The organism is Streptomyces sp. 3-6 (genome assembly GCF_056323165.1).
In genome coordinates, this window is the sequence record NZ_JBWHZP010000010.1 from 46,823 (window position 1) to 64,563 (window position 17,741).

At 75.2% G+C, this 17,741-nt stretch carries 16 protein-coding genes and 1 pseudogene; 9 read left to right on the forward strand and 8 right to left on the reverse strand.

Annotation, left to right across the window (positions count from 1 at the left end; translation table 11 throughout):
* Positions 1 to 217 precede the first annotated feature (217 nt).
* Positions 218 to 1,876 carry an FAD-dependent oxidoreductase gene (locus tag AC02VZ_RS15090; protein ID WP_432055679.1) on the forward strand — a complete coding sequence of 553 codons (1,659 nt, stop codon included), beginning with the start codon at positions 218 to 220 and terminating at the stop codon, positions 1,874 to 1,876.
* A gap of 20 nt (positions 1,877 to 1,896) precedes the next feature.
* Here AC02VZ_RS15090 and AC02VZ_RS15095 read toward each other — a convergent pair whose 3' ends face one another.
* Together AC02VZ_RS15095 and AC02VZ_RS15100 are read right to left on the reverse strand one after the other, a co-directional pair.
* Complete coding sequence (locus AC02VZ_RS15095; RefSeq protein WP_432055678.1) at positions 1,897 to 2,868, reverse strand: tetratricopeptide repeat protein; 972 nt, start codon at positions 2,866 to 2,868, stop codon at positions 1,897 to 1,899.
* Between the two features lie 236 nt (positions 2,869 to 3,104).
* Positions 3,105 to 4,550 carry a glyceraldehyde-3-phosphate dehydrogenase gene (locus AC02VZ_RS15100; protein WP_432055677.1) on the reverse strand — a complete coding sequence of 482 codons (1,446 nt, stop codon included), beginning with the start codon at positions 4,548 to 4,550 and terminating at the stop codon, positions 3,105 to 3,107.
* A 177-nt stretch (positions 4,551 to 4,727) separates the two neighbouring features.
* On the opposite strand from AC02VZ_RS15100, the gene AC02VZ_RS15105 reads away from it, so the two are divergent.
* The 5 genes from AC02VZ_RS15105 to AC02VZ_RS15125 all read left to right on the forward strand — a co-directional run bounded on the left by AC02VZ_RS15105 (position 4,728) and on the right by AC02VZ_RS15125 (position 8,024).
* Entirely contained in the window at positions 4,728 to 5,132 is a 405-nt protein-coding gene (locus AC02VZ_RS15105; RefSeq protein WP_432055676.1) for an SseB family protein, read from the forward strand.
* A 273-nt stretch (positions 5,133 to 5,405) separates the two neighbouring features.
* The gene (locus AC02VZ_RS15110; RefSeq protein WP_476475589.1) at positions 5,406 to 5,663 is read left to right on the forward strand and encodes an ArsR family transcriptional regulator; all 258 of its coding nucleotides are present in this window, start codon (positions 5,406 to 5,408) and stop codon (positions 5,661 to 5,663) included.
* A 453-nt stretch (positions 5,664 to 6,116) separates the two neighbouring features.
* Positions 6,117 to 6,602, forward strand: a complete 486-nt coding sequence (crcB, locus tag AC02VZ_RS15115; protein WP_476475590.1) for a fluoride efflux transporter CrcB — start codon at positions 6,117 to 6,119, stop codon at positions 6,600 to 6,602.
* On the forward strand, positions 6,599 to 6,973 hold the full coding sequence (gene crcB / locus AC02VZ_RS15120; protein ID WP_476475591.1) for a fluoride efflux transporter CrcB: 375 nt from the start codon (positions 6,599 to 6,601) through the stop codon (positions 6,971 to 6,973). The genes crcB (AC02VZ_RS15115) and crcB (AC02VZ_RS15120) overlap by 4 nt, the downstream gene beginning before the upstream one ends.
* Positions 6,974 to 7,091: 118 nt before the next feature.
* Complete coding sequence (locus AC02VZ_RS15125) at positions 7,092 to 8,024, forward strand: glutaminase (protein WP_476475592.1); 933 nt, start codon at positions 7,092 to 7,094, stop codon at positions 8,022 to 8,024.
* Between the two features lie 112 nt (positions 8,025 to 8,136).
* On the opposite strand, the gene AC02VZ_RS15130 is transcribed toward AC02VZ_RS15125, so the two are convergent.
* Together AC02VZ_RS15130 and AC02VZ_RS15135 are read right to left on the reverse strand one after the other, a co-directional pair.
* Positions 8,137 to 9,345, reverse strand: a complete 1,209-nt coding sequence (locus AC02VZ_RS15130; RefSeq protein ID WP_432055671.1) for a D-alanyl-D-alanine carboxypeptidase family protein — start codon at positions 9,343 to 9,345, stop codon at positions 8,137 to 8,139.
* Positions 9,346 to 9,539: 194 nt separating this feature from the next.
* A complete protein-coding gene (locus AC02VZ_RS15135) occupies positions 9,540 to 9,944 on the reverse strand; it encodes a nuclear transport factor 2 family protein (protein ID WP_432055670.1) in 405 nt (134 codons plus the stop codon).
* Between the two features lie 71 nt (positions 9,945 to 10,015).
* Here AC02VZ_RS15135 and AC02VZ_RS15140 point away from each other — a divergent pair, with 71 nt between their 5' ends.
* The 3 genes from AC02VZ_RS15140 (at position 10,016) to AC02VZ_RS15150 (ending at position 13,425) form a co-directional block, all read left to right on the forward strand.
* Entirely contained in the window at positions 10,016 to 10,654 is a 639-nt protein-coding gene (locus tag AC02VZ_RS15140) for a PadR family transcriptional regulator (RefSeq protein WP_476475593.1), read from the forward strand.
* 319 nt (positions 10,655 to 10,973) lie between these two features.
* Complete coding sequence (locus tag AC02VZ_RS15145) at positions 10,974 to 12,497, forward strand: AMP-binding protein (protein WP_476475658.1); 1,524 nt, start codon at positions 10,974 to 10,976, stop codon at positions 12,495 to 12,497.
* A 199-nt stretch (positions 12,498 to 12,696) separates the two neighbouring features.
* Complete coding sequence (locus tag AC02VZ_RS15150) at positions 12,697 to 13,425, forward strand: class I SAM-dependent methyltransferase (protein WP_432055668.1); 729 nt, start codon at positions 12,697 to 12,699, stop codon at positions 13,423 to 13,425.
* Between the two features lie 218 nt (positions 13,426 to 13,643).
* On the opposite strand, the pseudogene AC02VZ_RS15155 reads toward AC02VZ_RS15150, so the two are convergent.
* From AC02VZ_RS15155 to AC02VZ_RS15170, 4 genes and pseudogenes are all read right to left on the reverse strand, one after another.
* A pseudogene (locus AC02VZ_RS15155) lies at positions 13,644 to 14,388 on the reverse strand (GntR family transcriptional regulator).
* A gap of 130 nt (positions 14,389 to 14,518) precedes the next feature.
* Entirely contained in the window at positions 14,519 to 15,673 is a 1,155-nt protein-coding gene (locus AC02VZ_RS15160; protein WP_432055667.1) for a serine hydrolase domain-containing protein, read from the reverse strand.
* Positions 15,674 to 15,950: 277 nt separating this feature from the next.
* Positions 15,951 to 16,919, reverse strand: coding sequence for an acetylxylan esterase (locus AC02VZ_RS15165; RefSeq protein ID WP_432055666.1), 969 nt, complete (start codon positions 16,917 to 16,919; stop codon positions 15,951 to 15,953).
* A gap of 91 nt (positions 16,920 to 17,010) precedes the next feature.
* Positions 17,011 to 17,595: an Rv1733c family protein gene (locus AC02VZ_RS15170; protein WP_432055665.1), complete on the reverse strand. Its 585-nt coding sequence runs from the start codon at positions 17,593 to 17,595 to the stop codon at positions 17,011 to 17,013.
* Positions 17,596 to 17,741 lie beyond the last annotated feature (146 nt).

The following is a 17,741-nucleotide window of genomic DNA, read 5'->3' on the forward strand; positions in this document are numbered from 1 at the left end:
TTCTACTCGAGGGTCAGGAACGACCGCCTGTCCGAGGGGGCCGGGGTCGCCTTGCCTCGATGGTCGACGCGGCCTCCACCGGGCGCGAGCGACACGGTGCACCCGGGTGAACCCCGCGCCAACCGGGTGCCGCGGCGACGCGCGGCTCTCCCCGCCGGGCATGTAAGGGGCGTCCCGTTCCGCAGCCCCGCGCGGGCGATGCTGGAGGCGCTCTGTCATGAACCGAATCGAAGAGGCCGGCGAGGTCGGGCACCGCACGCCCGTCCTCATCGTCGGCGGCTCGCTCGTGGGCCTGTCCACGTCCCTGTTCCTCGGACGCCTCGGTGTCCCCCACACGCTGGTCGAACGCCACGCCGGCACGTCCGTGCACCCGCGCGGGCGCGGCAACAACGTCCGCACCATGGAGCTGTTCCGGATCGCGGGCGTCGAGGAGCGGATCAAGCGGGCCGCGACGGTGCTGGCGGACAACCACGGCATCCTGCAGACGCCGAGCCTCACGAGCGACGCGGGGCAGTGGCTGTTCCGCGAGATCGACCCCGGCGGCGGCCTGGCCCGCTTCAGCCCCACCGGCTGGTGCCTGTGCAGCCAGAACGACGTCGAGCCGGTGCTGGTGGAAGCGGCCCGCGAACTCGGCGGCGACCTGCGCTTCCACACCGAGCTGATGTCCTTCGACCAGGACGCCGATGGGGTCACCGCCCGGGTCAAGAGCCGGGACACCGGCGAGCACACCACCATCAGGGCGGACTACCTCGTCGCCGCCGACGGCCCGCGCAGCCCCGTCCGCGAACGGCTCGGCATCGCCCACAACGGCCCCGGCGACCTGTTCCACAACGTCAGCATCACCTTCACCTCCCGCGACCTCGCCGACGTGGTGGGCGACCAGCGGTTCATCGTCTGCTACCTGACCGGTGAGGGCGGCGACGGGGCCCTGCTGCCGGTGGACAACCGCGAGCGCTGGGTCTTCCACGCCCCCTGGCACCCCGAACACGGCGAGACGCTGGAGGAGTTCACCGACGAGCGGTGCACCGCCCACATCCGGCGGGCCGTCGGCGTACCCGACCTGGACGTCACCATCACCGCCCGCGCCGCCTGGCACGCCGCCGAGCGGGTCGCCGAACGGTACGCCGACGGCCGGGTGTTCCTGGCCGGCGACTCCGCCCACGAGATGTCCCCCACGGGGGCCTTCGGCTCCAACACCGGCATCCAGGACGCCCACAACCTCGCCTGGAAGCTGGCCGCGGTGCTCGGCGGCTGGGCCGGGCCGGGGCTGCTGGACTCCTACGACGCCGAACGCCGGCCGGTCGCCGAGGCCACCAGCGCCCGCGCCTCGTCACGCTCGGTCGAGCACAGCCACCCCGGCTACACCCCCGCCGAACAGGCGGGCGGGCCCGGCGGACGCAAGGGCGGCATCCTCAACGTCGCCCTGGCCTACCGCTACCCCCGGGGCGCGGTCCTCGGCGCCGACCCCGCCACGCCCGTCGTGCCCGACGGGGTCCGGCTGACCGGTGAGCCCGGCAGCCGCGCCCCGCACCTGTGGCTGGAGCGGGACGGCGCGCGCCTGTCCACGCTGGACCTGTACGAGCGCACGCCCGTCCTGCTGAGCGCCGCGGGCTCCGACTGTCCCTGGCACGCGGCGGCGGACCGGGTGGCGCGGCGGCTGTCCGTGCCGCTCACCTCGTACCGGGTGGGCGACGGACCGGACACCGACCTCCGGCCGGCGGACGGCGCCGACTGGGCGGCGGCGCACGGCATCACCGCCGGCGGCGCCGTCCTGGTGCGCCCCGACGGGTTCGTCGCCTGGCGCTCCGAGGAGCCGGTCACCGACCCGGAGGCGGCGCTGCGCGAGGCCGTCGGGGCGGTCTTCGACCGGCACTGAGGGCGGGGCGGCCGGGGGCGTCAGTTCCCCCCGATGCCTCCCTGCCGCCCCCGCTCCGCCTTGGCCTGGTGCTGCTCGAACCGCTGCACCGCGGGGCCGTCGACGTCCCAGGGCCACGGGGTGACGGTGCCCTGGAGCACCTGGAAGACGTGGTGCGCGTCGGCGGCCCGCCCGGCCGCGCACAGCGCGTACGCCAGCACGTTCAGGTCGGCCAGTGCCGCCGCGTGCTGGAAAAACCCGGGCTTCGCCCACAGTCCGGCGGCCTGGTCGACGGCGGCCGCGATCTGCCCGCCGTCCCACAACTGGCCCGCGGTCATGGCCCGTACGCCGCCCTGCGCCAGCAGCCCCTGGTACTGGCGGACGGCGGCCGTGATCTCTATCGCCGCGCAGGGCGCGTTGGCCGGGATGCGGGTGCGCACCACGTCGATGAAGTCCAGCACGGACGCGCTCGAACCGCCCTCCTCCGGCGAGAGGTAGGCGAGCATCTGCACGTACGCCTCACGGTGCCAGCGGTCACGGGCGGTGGCCTCCCGCCAGATCGCGTTGACGTCGTTCTGCGCGTACCGCTCGACCCGGGCCAGGCCCAGCAGGACCACCCAGGGCGTCGGGTCGGCGGGGTCGATCTCGGCCGCCCGGTGGCACTGGTGCACCAGTTGGGCGGCGTCCTCCACCCGCCGGTCCCGCAGGCCGCGCGCCAGGCCGACCCAGGAGTGGAACACCAGCGCGTCGGCGCTGTCCGGCTCGCGGTCCAGCCAGGCCGCGGCCAGCTCGGTCCCGGCCACCGCCTCCGCCAGCACGGACGCGCGGTGGCTGCGGCGGTCCCAGTCGTCGCCCGCCTCCCGCAGCAGCGTGGCGACCACCGACACCTCCGGGGCCCGGCCCCCACCGACCCCCCGCTTGCTCAACTGCTTCAGACCGCGGGCCAGGTCGGCGTCGTCGAGGGCGGGAACGATACGGGGACGTCTGCTGGTGCGACTGCTGAAGAGGGACATGCACGCAGCGTAGGAAGTGTTTCGCGCTCGGCAAGCGTTACCGGGTGATCGTTACCGATCTGGACCCAGGGGTTCGCGTACCGTCACCGAGCCGGGCGGAGCGATTCCGTCCGGACCGGTGACGATCACCCGGTACCGGACGCGGGGCCGCCCCCGGGCAGGACCGTGGCCCGGGGGTCACGGTCCCGCACCCGGGGGCGTACCGGTGGGACCGGCGGGAGGTTCCGCCGGTCCGGTCAGACCGCCGGTGCCGGGTAGGTCGGGTACTCCACGCCCGAGACGTGCTGGACGACCCGGACGACCTGGCAGGAGTAGCCGAACTCGTTGTCGTACCAGAGGTAGAGGATCGCGTTGTCGCCCTCCACCTTCAGGGCGCCGGCGTCGACGATGGACGCGTGGCGCGAGCCGATGAAGTCGCTGGAGACCGCGTCGGGAGCGCTGATGAAGTCGATCTGGCGCTTCAGCGGCGAGGTCAGCGACACGTTCCGCAGGTGGTCGAGGACCTCCTGACGGTTCGTCGCCCGGCCCAGGCGCAGGTTCAGGATGGCGATGGAGACGTCGGGCACCGGGACGCGGATGGAGCTGCCGGTGATGCGCGCCTTGAGGTCCGGCAGCGCCTTGGCGACGGCCGAGGCGGCGCCGGTCTCGGTGATCACCATGTTCATCGGCGCGGAACGGCCGCGGCGGTCGGACTTGTGGTAGTTGTCCAGCAGGTTCTGGTCGTTGGTGAAGGAGTGGACGGTCTCCACGTGTCCGCTCAGCACGCCGTACTCGTCGGCCATCGCCTTCAGCGGCGGCACGATCGCGTTGGTCGTGCAGGAGGCGCAGGACAGGATCCGCTCGTCCGGCTTGAGGGTGTCGTGGTTGACCCCGTGCACGATGTTGGGCACGTCGCCCTTGCCGGGCGCGGTCAGGACGACCTTGTCGACGCCGGGGCGCAGGTGCTGCGAGAGGCCCTCGCGGTCGCGCCACTTCCCGGTGTTGTCGATCAGGATCGCGTTCTTGATGCCGTACGCCGTGTAGTCGACCTGTGAGGGGTCGTTCGCGTAGATCACCTTGATGCTGTTGCCGTTGGCGACGATCGTGCTGTTCGCCTCGTCCACGGTGATGGTGCCCTGGAACTGCCCGTGCACCGAGTCGCGGCGCAGCAGCGAGGCCCGCTTGACGAGGTCCTGCTCACCGCCCTGGCGGACGACGATGGCGCGCAGCATCAGGCCGTTGCCGGAGCCGGACTTCTCGATCAGCAGCCGGGCGAGCAGCCGGCCGATGCGGCCGAAGCCGTAGAGGACCACGTCGCGGGGCTCACGGCGGTCGATCTTGTTGGCGCCGGTCGCGCCCGCCACCGCCTCCGCGGTGAACTCGGCCACCGACAGGCCGCGGTCGTCGGTCCGGTACGTCGCGGCCAGCATGCCGATGTCGATCTGGGACGGGCCGAGGTCGAGCCCGGTCAGGGCCTGCAGGAAAGGCAGCGTCTCGGTGACGGAGAGTTCCTCACCGGCGATCTGCCGGGCGAAGCGGTGGGTCTTGAGGATGCTGACCACCGACTTGTTCACCAGAGAGCGGCTGTGCAGCAGGACGGTGACGTCCCGCTCGCGGTGCAGCTTCCCGATGATCGGGATCATCGACTCCGCGATCTCCTCGCGGTGTTGCCAGGCGGTGAACGAGTCTTCGTTGACAGTCACAGGATCATCTTTCGAGCTAGACGGCGCTCATATGATAGCCATGCGTTTCAGGGGAGCGGCAGGGGGTCGGTTCTGCAGGGTTGCGCCGTCGCGGACCGGGTACGCGTGCAGCACCCGCGCCCGGAAACGATCTTGATCCGGGCGAGTCGCACGCACCTCCGCCAGCAGGGATCTGTCATGGAAACACCCGCGCACGAGAACAACGCCCCCACGCCCGCCCAGCGCGCCCTGGACGCGCTCGCGCACGACACCGAGGACACCGCCGCGCTGGACGCTCTGGCGGACAGTGAGGTCCTGATCCCGGTCCCCGACGACGCGGGCGACGAGGAGGCGGCCGACCCCGGTGCCGTGGCCCTGCCGGTGCTGGAGGAACCCGGCGGCACCCAGGTGGTCCCGGTGTTCACCTCGGAGCTGGAGATGGCCGGGCTGCTGCCCTTCGTCTCCCGCTACCGCCTGGTGCCGCTCGGAGCGCTCGCCGCGCAGTGGCCGGCCGAGGAACTGTCCCTCACGATCGACGGCAGTTCCGAGCACCGCCTCACGCTCACCTCCGAAGGCGTCCGCACCCTGCTCGCCCGCCCCTGAGGCACCGTCCGCCCCGGTGGCCAGGGGACCGCTCCCCGGCGACGGGGCGGTGCACCGCGTGCCCCGCCCCGCCCCGCACCGCGTGCCGTGTCGCCGGGGAGGTCGTCCGGTTCCTGGCGCCGCCGACCGCCGCCAAGAGGGCCGCATCGGCCAACTTGGGTACTCCACCAGGCCGTCGACCCGTCCGGCGCGCCCGAGCCCGGGACAGCGGGACCCGGACTGCGCGACAGTGGAGGAGCCCGCGGAGCGGCTCCCGCGGTGGAGGTGGACGACATGCTGAGGACACCCGTCGACGGGACACGGCTGCACATCCTGATGTGGCTCAAGCACCCCGCACTCGCCGAGAGGGGCGCCACCGCGGACGCCGTCGCGGCCCGTTTCCGGATGCCCGGCCCGGTCGCCCGCACCCACCTCGGACTCCTCGCCGCGCTCGGGCTGCTGCACGTCGACCGCGCCGGCGGCCCACCCCGCTACCGGCGGGACGAGGTGCGCATCGCCGAGGTGGCGCGCCTGGTGGAGAAGGGCTGGTAGCGCCCCGCGCGCAGGGCGCGGACGTTTTCCGCGACTGTGCTCAGCCTGTCCGCCGGCTCGCGGCTGTGCCCCGGCCGGCCGCCGCCATCGTGCTCGGGCCGTCCTGGGCCACCGTGCTGCCCCGGTCGGCCGCCACGTGGGACCTGCCATGAGGGCCGACGGTCCGCCCGGCCGTCCTGCCCGGCCGCGTGACGGGCAGGCCGGCAGTCGCGACGCACGCCGTCGGCGCCGGTGCTCCGGCTGTCCGCCCGCCTGCCCGGCCGCCCGGCCGCCCGTCCGCCCGCCCGCCCGTTCGTCCGTCCGGTCCGCCGCGTTAGGCTGAGGCCGCCGTGGCCCGCCCACGGCACGGCGGTGGGGCCCGCCGTCCCGAACCGCGCACCGCCGCCGACGGTCCCTGCTCATGACCGCACCCGGACGACGCCCGGGCCGCCCGCGAGGAGGAGACGCGTCCCGGTGACACCCCCGCCCCGCCCACGCCCCGTCCGGGCCGTGCCGTTCCCCGGCTTCCCGGTCCTGGCCGTCGTCGCCCTCGGCGGAGCGGCGGGTGCCGCCGCACGCCACGCGGCCACGCCGGGCCGGTCCGTCGCGCCGGACGGCTTCCCGTGGACCACCCTCGCGGTCAACGTCCTCGGCTGCGCCCTGATCGGGGTGCTCATGGTGGCGGTCACCGAGGCCCACGCCGTCCACCCGCTCGTCCGGCCGTTCCTCGGTACCGGGTTCCTCGGCGGCTTCACCACCTTCTCCACGTACGCCGTGGACGGCGTGCGCCTGATCGACTCGGGGCGCGCGGGCCTCGCGCTCGTGCTCCTCGCGGGCACCCCGGTCGCCGCGCTGGCCGCCGTGTGGACGGCCACCGCGGCGACCCGCCGCGTCCTGCGGCTACCCGCCCCCGGCCTCCTCCCCGGGGCGCCGGAGCCCACCGGCGGGGGTGGCCCGTGACCTGGCTGCTCGTCGTGCTGGGCGGGGCGGCCGGCGCCGTCCTGCGGCACCTCACCGACCACGCGGTGCGCTCCCGGCACGACACGGCGTTCCCCTGGGGGACGTTCCTGGTCAACGTCGCCGGCTGCCTGGTCCTCGGCCTGCTCACCGGCGCGATCGCGGCGGGCGCCGCCGGCCCCCGGCTCGGGCTGCTGCTCGGCACCGGCCTCTGCGGGGCCCTCACCACGTACTCGACCTTCTCCCACGAGACGTTCCGGCTGGCCGAGTCCGGCGCCCGGCTGCTCGCGGCCGTCAATGTCACGGCGAGCGTCGTGACCGGCACGGGCGCCGCCCTCGCGGGTGCCGCACTGGCCCGCCTCCTGTGGGCGTAGGCCCTGCCGGCGGACCATGCCCCGGAGTCCGCTCACCAGCGCTCGCGGGAGCCGCTGCTTTCCGCCCGCCCATCCCGCCGGTCAGGCCCCGGCGGCGGCGGGCGGGGGAGCGCGCACAATGGGGATCATGACGACGTCCATGACCTTCCTGCCGGTGCTGGAGCGCATCGCCGAGGAGATCGAGCGCACACCCGGCCGGGGCGCTCCCGCCGGTTACATCCCGGCCCTCGCGGCCCGCGACCCGCGTCGCTTCGGCATGGCCGTCGCCGAACTGGACGGCACGGTGTACGGGGTGGGGGACTGGCGGGAGCCCTTCTCGGCCCAGTCGATCACCAAGGTCTTCACCCTGGCGCTGGTGCTGGCCCGGGAGGGCGACGTCCTCTGGGAGCACGTCGGCCGCGAGCCGTCCGGCAACCCCTTCAACTCGCTGGTGCAGCTGGAGTACGAGGACGGCATCCCGCGCAATCCGTTCATCAACGCGGGCGCCCTCGTCGTCACCGACCGGCTGCACACCCGGACCGGCGACGCGGCCGGGGAACTCCTCGCCCTGCTGCGCACCGAGAGCGGCAACCCCGGTCTGGACTTCGACCTGGAGATCGCCGCCTCCGAGGACGCCCACGGCAACCGCAACGCCGCCCTCGCCCACTTCATGGCGTCCTACGGCAACATCGACAACCCGGTGCCGGTCCTGCTCGACCAGTACTTCCGGCAGTGCTCCGTCGCCGCCTCCTGCGCGGACCTGGCGTCGGCCACCTCCTTCCTGGCCCGGCACGGTCTGCGCGCCGACGGCACCCGCCTGCTCAGCCGCAGCGAGGCCAAGCAGGTCAACGCCGTGATGCTGACCTGCGGGACCTACGACGCGGCCGGGGACTTCGCCTACCGGGTGGGCCTGCCGGGCAAGAGCGGGGTGGGCGGCGGGATCATCGCCGTCGTGCCGGGCCGCTGCACCCTGTGCGTGTGGAGCCCGGGCCTGGACGAGCACGGCAACTCGGTGGCGGGCGTGGCCGCCCTGGACCGTTTCACCACCCTGACCGGCCTGTCGGTCTTCTGAGCCGGGCGAGCCCCCGGCCCGGGCTCCTCTTCACGGCCGGTCGGCCTCCGACGCCCCACCCCGTCCCGGTGTTCCGTGGTGGGGCGCCCGTCGCCGGGGTCCGGGCGTCGGCTCAGTCGCGCGGGGCCGGGCCGAACAGCAGGCGCAGCACCAGCGCCACGGCCGCCGCCCCGAGCAGCGCGGCACCGGCGACGGTCCAGGCCACCGGACGTCCGGAGGTGCCGCCGCCCCGCCCGGCCGCGGCGGCGCCGACGGGACGGGCCTGGGGGCCCGCCGCCGCGGCGGGCTCGGTGGCGCTCGCGGTGGCCCGCCCCGCGTCGAGCGAACCGACCGGGTCGACCCGCCCGGCCGCCTCGAACCCCCAGTCGAGCAGGGAGCGCGCCTCCTCGTACACGGCGTGCCGGTCGCCCGAGCGGGGGTTCATCACCGACACCACCAGCGTGCGCCCGTTCCGCCGGGCCGCGGCGATCAGCGTGTGGCCGGCGTGCGTGGTGTAGCCGTTCTTGATCCCGACCAGTCCCCGGTAGGGCCGCACGCCGTCCGCGCCGGTGAGCAGGCGGTTGGTGTTCAGGATGCCGTACGACCCTCCGTCCCGGCCGGGGAAGCGGGCCTCGGCACGGGCGCAGTACCGGGCGAAGTCGGGGTTGCGCAGCCCCGCCCGGCCGAACACCGCCAGGTCGAAGGCCGAGGACACCTGGCCGGGCGCGTCGTACCCGTCGGGCGACTTCACCCGGGTGTCGCGGGCCCCCAGGGCGCGCGCCTTGGCCTGCATGCGGGCCACCGTCGCCCGCCGTCCCCCGTTGAGGGCGGACAGGACGTGCACGGCGTCGTTGCCGGAGCTGAGGAACACGCCGTTCCACAGATCGGAGACCCGGTAGGCGCGGTCCTCGGCCACCCCGACCAGACTGCTGCCGGCCCCGATCCCCTTCAGCTCCTTCGGGCTGACCGTGTGGCGCAGCCCGCCCGGCAGGGTGGGCAGCAGGGTGAGCGCGAACAGGGCCTTGAGGGTGCTGGCCGGGGGAAGTTTGCGGTGCGCGTCGTGCCCGGCGAGCACCGCTCCGGTGCCGGCGTCGGCCACCAGCCACGACCGGGCGGACAGGTCCGGGACCTCGGGGGCCCCGGCGCGGGGACGGACCTGGGTGCCGCTCCGGTACAGCAGCGCCGCCGGAGCGGCTGCGGCAGTGGCCCGGCCGTCCGGCGGTCGCGGGTCCGTGCCCACGCCCGGACGGGCGGTCGCGGCGGCCGGCCCGGCCGCCAGCAGGCCGGCCGTGCAGAGGGCGCATCCGGCGGCGACGGCCCGCGAAGCAAATCCGATCGTCATTCCGCCAACGTAGAAACGGACCGGAGCCGCACCGCGCTGCCCGGGCCGGGCGAGGGGCCCGAGCACCCGGATGCCGCACGCCACTTCTCCCCGCGGGCAGCCGAAGGCACCACCGGGAACGTTCGGGGGCGGCCGGGAGTACCGGGGGAGGGAGTGCCGGGCGCGACCGGGCCGTCCGGGGGGTCCGTCGGGCCTCAGGCCGGGTCGGCCGCCTGCCCCGCCTCCCGGGCGATCTGCTCGAACCGCGCCCCCATGGCCGCCGCCAGTGCCTGCGCGCCCGACAGCGGGCGGACCATCACCGTGAACGAGTCGATCAGCCCGTCGTCGTCGACGTGCAGGAAGTCGCAGCCCTCGACGACCCGGTCGCCGACCCGTGCGGTGAAGACGAGGGCGTGGTCGCGGCCCCCGGCGTCGTCGATCGCGCGCACGTAACGGAAGTCCTCGAAGACGTCCGCCACCGCGCGCAGGATCGCGGCGGTGATCGCCCGGCCCGCGTACGGCTTGAACACCACCGGGCTGGTGAAGACGACGTCCTCGGCCAGCAGGGCCACGGCGGCATCCAGGTCGTGCGCCTCGACCGCCTCGCGGAACGCGCGCATCGGGCCTCCCTCATGGTCAACTTGTTGAATAGGTGTGGAGGAGAATAATCACCCGCCGCTACCCTGTCCACATGTCGCTCAGGTACGCCGTGCTGGCCGCGCTCCTGGAGGGCGAGGCGTCGGGCTACGAACTGTCCAAGCTCTTCGACGTCTCGTTCGCCAACTTCTGGGCCTCCACGCCCCAGCAGCTCTACCGGGAGCTCGAACGGCTCGCCGGGGACGGACTCATCGCGGCCCGGGTGGTCCGGCAGGAACGCCGCCCGGACAAGCGGATGTTCTCCCTCACCGAGGCGGGCCGCGCCGAACTGGACGGCTTCGCCGCGACGCCGCCCCGGCGTCCGACGGCCGTCCGCGACGAGCTGCTGATCAAGATCCAGGCCATGGACGGGGTCCCGCCGGAGGCGACCCGCGCCCTCGTCGAGGAGCGCAGGGACTGGGCCCTGGGCAAACTGGCCCGCTACACCCGGGTGCGCGAACGCCTCCTGGACGGCCGCACCGAGGAGGAGTACCTCCGGGAAGCCGACCGGCTGGGCCCGTACCTCACCCTGCTCGGCGGCATCGGCTTCGAGGAGCAGAACCTGCGCTGGTGCGAGCGCGTCCTGACGATCCTGGCCGACCGCGCCCGCGAGGAGCCGGCCACGGCACCGCCCGGGACCGCGGGCAGGAACCCGGTCGACGCCGGCCCCGGCCGGGCCTCCGCGTCCGGGTGACGGATCACGGCCGCCCTCGTTGGACGGGTGACCGCCCCCGCCGCAGAACGGAGCGTCCGTGTCCCGCGAAACACCCCCGCCCGGGGGGACCCCGACCGTCGTGCACGGCCCGGCCCCGGCCCCCCGGCCGCGCACGGGCCCACCGGAGGCCACCGGGCCGTCCGGGCCGTGCGTGCCGCCGGCGGAGCCCGTCCGGCCGGGACCGGGCGGCAGGTCGGCCGGGCGCGAGCCGGTCGACGACGGCGGCGCGGGCCGCGCCGCGGAGCCGGCTGGTACGCGGGGTGACCGCCGAGGCCCGCGCACCTTCGTCGAGGACACCCTGGAGACGCTGCGGCTCGACCCGGGCCGCGAACTGGCCGTGCACGGCGAACGACGGCTTTCGGCCGGGGAGTTCGCGGCGCTGGTGGACCGCATGGCCCACGCCCTCGTGGCCCTGGGCGTCGAGCGGGGCGCGACCGTGACGCTGCTGAGCGGCAACCTGCCTCAGACGCTCGCCGCCCGGTACGCGGCCCATCTCGCGGGCTGCAAGGTCAACCACCTCTACAGCGGGATCTCGGCCGCCCTGCAGGCGGCGATCGTCCGGGACGTGGAGACCCGGGTGCTGATCGTCGACCCGCGGCTCACCGGCCGCGCCAAGGAGATCACCGACGCGGCACCGGTACGGCACCTTCTCGTGCTGGGAGACCCGGGCCGCACCGGAGGGCAGGATTTTCTGGCGCTGGCGGACGGGCAGCCCGACAGCGCGTTCCCCGCCCGGTGCCGCCCCGAGGACATCTGCGTCATCCGGCACACCGGAGGCACCACGGGCCGCCCCAAGGGCATCGTCTCCGCCTTCGACCAGGCGGCGCGGATCAGCCGGGTGATGACCCCCGAGCGCCGGGGCGCCGACGGGGCGCTGCGGCAGCTCGTGTGCACGACCCTCGCGCACGCCGGGGGCATGATGGCCGACGGCGTGCTCCGGGCGGGCGGGAGCGTGGTGCTGCAGGACGGGTTCGACGCGGGCGAGGTGCTCGCCGCGATCGAACGCGAGCGCGTCACCTGCCTGTTCCTGCTGCCTCCGCTGCTCTACCAGCTCCTGGACCACCCCGACGCCCGCCGCCGCGACCTCAGCAGCCTGACCACGGTGACCTACAGCGGCTGCCAGGCGTCCCCCGCCCGACTCGCGAGCGCCGTACGGCGCCTGGGGCCCGTGCTCGTCCAGGTCTACGGCCAGAACGAGACGGGCGGGATCAGTGTCCTGACGGCGCGGGACCACGACCTCACGCGCCCCGAACGGATGCGTTCGGCGGGCCGCGTGCTGCCCGGGGTCGAGGTGGCCGTGCGCGACGCGGACGGCCGGGACCTCCCGGCGGGGGAGCAGGGCGAGATCTGTGTCCGCTCCCCGGGCGTCATGCGCGGCTACTGGAAGCAGCCCGAGCTGACCTCCCAGGTGCTGCGGGAGGGATGGGTGCACACCGGCGACCTCGGCCGCCTGGACGAGGAGGGCTACCTCACCGTCGTCGACCGGATCAAGGACATGATCGTCGTGGTCGGCGGACACGTCTACACCACCGAACTGGAGGATCTCCTCAACTCCCACCCGGAGGTGTCGCAGAGTGCCGTCTACGGCGTGCGGGACGCGGACCACGTGGAGCGGGTGCACGCCACCGTGGTCACCGTGCCGGGGGCCGGGGTGCGGGCCGGGGACCTGCGGGCCATGGTCCGGGAACGGCGCGGCCCCCTGTATGAACCGGCCCGCATCGACTTCGCGGACTCGCTCCCGCTCACGGACGCCGGCAAGCCCGACAAGAAGCTGCTGCAGCGACGGGCCCGGGAACGGGCCGGGACCGCGTCTCCCGCCTGACTCCGGCGGGGCGTGGCGGAAGTCCGGGGCCAGGGCACGGGGCCGGGTGAGCCGCACGCGCGGAACCCGGCCCCGGGCGCGGACCCCCCGGCCCCGGGCGCGGCCCTCCGGTGAGGCCCCGCGGGCCCCGTCGGCGGCCCGGCACCGGGGAACCGTCGGGACGCGTCGCCGGGACGTGCCGGGGTACTAGGCTGAGCCGATGTTCAGCCCCGAAGGCCCCCGGTTGCGCGAACTCGCCGTCCAGGCGCTCTCGTCCGTGGAGCACGGCTACGACCTCCTGGCCCCGAAGTTCGACCACACCCCCTTCCGCACCCCCGACCGGCTGCTGCACGCCACCGCCTCGGCGCTGCGCCGGTCCGGACCCTTCGACCACGGGCTCGACCTGTGCTGCGGCACCGGCGCCGGCGTGGAGGTGCTGGCCGGGCTGTGCCGCGGACGCGTCACCGCCGTCGACTTCAGCGCCGGCATGCTCACCGTGGCGCGCGAGCGGACCCGTCCCGGCGGGCCGCCGGTGGACTGGGTGCGCGCCGACGCCCGGGCCCTGCCGTTCCGCCGGGTCTTCGACCTCGTGGTGAGCTTCGGAGCCCTCGGCCACTTCCTGCCGCACGAGGTGCCCGGGCTGTTCGCGCAGGTGCACTCGGTGCTGCGGCCGGGAGGCCGGTTCGCCCTCCCCGTCGTCGCGCCGCCCCGGCCCGGCACGCCCGCCCACGCCGTGCTGCTCGGCTTCGACACGGTGATGCGGGTGCGCAACGCCCTGTGGCGCCCGCCGTTCGTCATGTACTACCGGGCCCTGCGCTTCGGCGACCTCGTGCGGGCCCTGGAGGAGGCGGGATTCCGGGTGGAGTTCCAGCCGCTCCCCGAGTTCGGCCGCCGGCCCGACGGCAGCCCGCGAGTCCGCCTGGTCGTCGGTGTGCGCCGGGAGGCGTGACCCGGGGGCCGTGGTCCCCCGGGGGATGTGACCCCGGGGAGTCGCGACGAGTGCCGGGAGGCGTGACGCCCGTGCCACGACGCTCGGACGCGTTACCTCGGGGGTGCGCCCCCCCCGGCCGCGCTCGGGGCGCGTCCGGTCGTCTCCGGTCGTCTTCGGTCGCGTCCAGTCGTCTCCGGTCGCGTCCGAGCCGTCGCGGCCCCGACGTCCGGCCCACGTCACACGGCGGCCGGCAGCGTGAACTCGTAGACCAGGGCGTCCTGCTGGCTGTCGACGACCAGTTCGGTGATCTCCAACGGCCGCGCGTACTGGTCGTGCACCCGCCGGGTGACCCGCACCGACGGCGCGCCCGCGATCCGGGAGATCGTGTCGCGGTGGTGCAGGGTGAGCCCGGCCCGGCGCAGCCAGTCGTAGGCGCGCCGCAGCTCGGCGGCGGCCGTGCCGTCGGCCCGCCCGCGGTAGCGGGCCAGCTCCGGCACCTCGGCGAGCGCCGTCGCGGAAAACGATGTCACCGCGGTCCGCTGCTCCCGCTCGTCCGCCGACGCCGACCAGTAGCGGTGCACCAGGGTCGGCCGGGCGGGCGCCAGGTCCAGGGCCTCCGCGTGGCCGGGCGGCGGATGCTCCCAGGCGATCGTCGCCCGGGTCACCGCCCCCCCGTCCGGCGGACCGCGAGCCCACCGGGAAGGTGAGGGAGGCGGGCGTCTCCACCGGCAGACCGGGCAGGGTGGCGTGGCTGCCCCGCCGGTCCGTGGCGACCAGACCGTCACGGCGCAGCACCTCCAGCGCCTGCCGTACGGTCTCCCGGCTGACGCCGAAGTGCCCGGCCAGCCGGCGCTCGCCCGGCAGCCGCTCGCCGGGCGGGATGGTCCCGGCGTGCAGCTCGCCGAGCAGTTCCGTCGCGATCCGCCGGTACAGGGGTTCGCCGTCGGCCGACGCGGGGTCCTGGGGGGTGGTGCGGGTCATGCCGCGCCTCCTGATGATGACGTTCCGTATGCGCTCGGGCTCGGTGCGCCATCACATCTACCATTGGTCTAAACCAGCAGGGAAGAGCGATCCTCTACTTCGGCCGAAACCGCACCGGGCGCCGCTCGCCTCAGAGGGCCCCGTGGACCGCGTCGATCAGGGCCGTCTTGCGGGGGTCGTCGGCGATGTGGGGCCCCATCCGGTTCATCACGTAGCCCATCGACACGCCGGCCTCCGGGTCCGCGAGGCCGCACGAGCCGCCGAAGCCGTCGTGTCCGAAAGCCCGCGGGTTGGGACCGTAGGAGGCGTGGGGTCCGCTGAGCCAGAGACCCAGCCCGATCTCGGTGTCCCGTTCGAAGCCCGCGCCGAGCACCAGGTCCCGGCAGCGGCCCTGCCCCTCGCGCACCCGTTCCGCCGCCCCGGCCGACAGCAGCCGGCGGCCCTCGCGCGGATCGCGCCCCATCAGCACGCCGTACAGGTCGGCCACGGCCCGGGCGGTGCCGTGCCCGTTGGCGGCCGGTATCTCCGCGGCCCGCCACGCGGGGGTGTTGGCGGTGGCCGCGCCCGCGAGGGGGTTCGCCAGCGCGGCGACCGCGACCGGCGCCGGCGCGGCCCGCTCCCCGCCCGGCGCGGCCGGATCCTGCACCAGTTCGGCGATCCGGCCGGCGTCCTTCTCCGGGCGGCCCACGGTGAAGTCGATGCCGAGGGGGCCGGCCACCTCCCGCTCCAGGAAGGCGCCGGGCAGCAGCCCCGACACCCGGCGCACCACCTCGCCGACCAGGTGACCGTACGTCAGCGCGTGGTAGCCGGACCGGGTGCCGGGTTCCCACCAGGGCTCCGTCGCGGCGAGCCGGCGCGTGGTCAGGTCCCAGTCGTAGAGCTGCTCCAGCGTGTGCGGCTCGCGCAGCCCCGCCAGGCCGGCCCGGTGCGACAGCAGATGGCGGACCAGGACGCCCTCCTTGCCCGCGGCCGCGAACTCCGGCCAGTACGCGGCCACCGGGGCGTCGAGGTCGAGCAGCCCCCGGTCGGCCAGCAGGTGCGCGCACAGGGCCACCGGACCCTTCGTCGTCGACCACACGTTGACCACGGTGTCCCGCTCCCAGGGCCGTGTGCGGGCCGCGTCCGCCCACCCGCCCCACAGGTCCACCACCGTCCGGCCGTCCACCGTCACGGTCACCGCGGCGCCCAGCTCGCCCCGCGCCCGGAAGTTCTCCTCGAACGCCTCCCGTACCGCGGCGAAGCGCGGTTCGCAGTGACCGTGAACCAGAACCTCGTGCTCGGACATGGGCCCTCCGTGGCCGTCGTGACGTCCGGGCTCCGACGAAGCGGCCCGGCGCAGCCCAGAACATACCGACTGGTCGGACCGTGAGGAAGGGGGCTGTCAGGGACGGGGTCGTGAGGAGGGGCTGTCAGGAGGAGACCGGGAGTGAGCGACCGCGAGGAGGGGGCGCGAGGAGGGGGGCGCGAGGAGGGGCGTGCCCCGGCGGCGGAAACCACGCGCCCGCCGCCGGGGCACGGGCACGGCACACCACCCCCGGGCGGCGCCCACCCACCGTCCGCCGTCAGGCGTACGCGCGCATCCAGCGCAGCTTGACCGCCTCGTGGAACGGGCCGCCGCCCTCGTGGTCGTTGAACTCGTACACCTCGATCGACTTCTCCGCGTGCGCCCAGGAGTTGAAGGCCGCGAAGACGGTCGAGGGCGGGCACGTCTGGTCCTCCAGGGCCACCGCGAACAGCGCCGGCGCCCGCCCTCGGGCCGCGAAGTGCACCCCGTCGAAGTACGCCAGGGTGCGCAGCGCGTCGTCGGTCCGCCCCGGAAGCCCCTTGAGGAACAGCCCGATCTCCCGGTACGGGGGCCGGTCGGTCAGCGTCACCGCGCGCGGGAAGTCGCACAGGAACGGCACGTCCGGCGCCACGCCCGCCAGGTCCGGCACCAGACCGCCCACCGCCAGCGCCAGCCCGCCGCCCTGGCTGGAGCCCACGACCACGGTGCGGTCCGCGTCCGTCAGCGGGTGCGCGCGGGCCGCCTCCACCGCGCGCACGGCGTCGGTGAACACCCGGCGGTAGTAGTACCGCGCGGGGTCGTCGAGGCCGCGGGTCATGAACCCGGGGTAGGCGGGACCGCTGCCCACCGGGTCGGCGGTGCCCTCCGCGGGCCCCCAGCCGCTGCCCTGGCCCCGGGTGTCCATCACGAAGTGGGCCCGGCCGGTGGACGCCCACAGCAGGTGCTCGTGCGGCAGACCGCGGCCCCCGCCGTAGCCGATGAACTCCACCACCAGCGGCAGCGGCCGGGTGGCCCCGGCGGGCAGCGTCAGCCAGCCCTTGACCGGGTGCCCGCCGAACCCGGCGAAGGTCACGTCGAACACCCGCACCGTGGCCAGCTCCGTGTCGACCGCCTCGAAGCGGACGTCCAGGTCGTGCGCGCGCGCCTCCGCGAGCGTCTTGGACCAGAAGGCGTCGAAGTCCCCGGGCTCCGTGGTGGACCCGCGGTACTCGCGCAGTCCGTCGAGGGGAAGGTCGAACCGGGCCATCAACAACCGCCTCCGTCAGCGAAGTACGCCTACACGATCACACCGTACGAACGCCGTGCGGGACCCCGCCAGGACCCGTACGGCCACCCGGTCAGACACCGCGCCCGGTCCACTCCGGACCCGTGCGGGCCCAGTCCCGCTCCCACTCGGCCAGCCGCCGCCGCATCGCCGCCGACCGCACGGCGGCGTGCACCACCAGCACCGCGGCCGCCGCACCGCCCGCGGCGAAGCCGCCCATGCCGACGGCGTGCTGCCAGGCCGTGGCGGCGTCCACCGGCGGCGGCACGTTGCGTCCCCGGGAGTCGAACCAGACGTGCACCCGGTCGCCCGCCCCCGCCGTGGCGGGCACCCGGGCCACGGCCTCGCGGGCGCTCCCGTCCGGGCCGGTCCAGCGCACGGTGGCCCGGTAGGCGTGACCGCGCTCCAGGGTGGCGGGGCGCGCGCCGGCGGCGCGGCCGGTGACCTCGACGGCCACCCGCTGCCGTTCGGCGCGCTGCTCCGCCGCGGCGGTCCGCGCGTCGACGTACGCCCACCGGGCCGCGACCACGCCCACCAGCGGGGCGCCCACGGCCACCAGCACGGCGACCACCAGGGCGGTCCACGCCTCGACGGCGTCCGACCGGCGCCGCAGCGGACTGCCCCGCAGCAGCCGGGCCCTCACCATCGGCGTTCGCATCCCGGCCTCCCCAGCCGTCGTCGCACCGTCGTCCCACCGCCGTCGGGCCGGACAGCGGGTGCGCCGACCGCGCCGCGACCCCCGTGGCGCGGGCCGCGCACCCGCCCGCCGGCCCTCCGCAGGGGTGCCCGGACGCACGGCGCCGA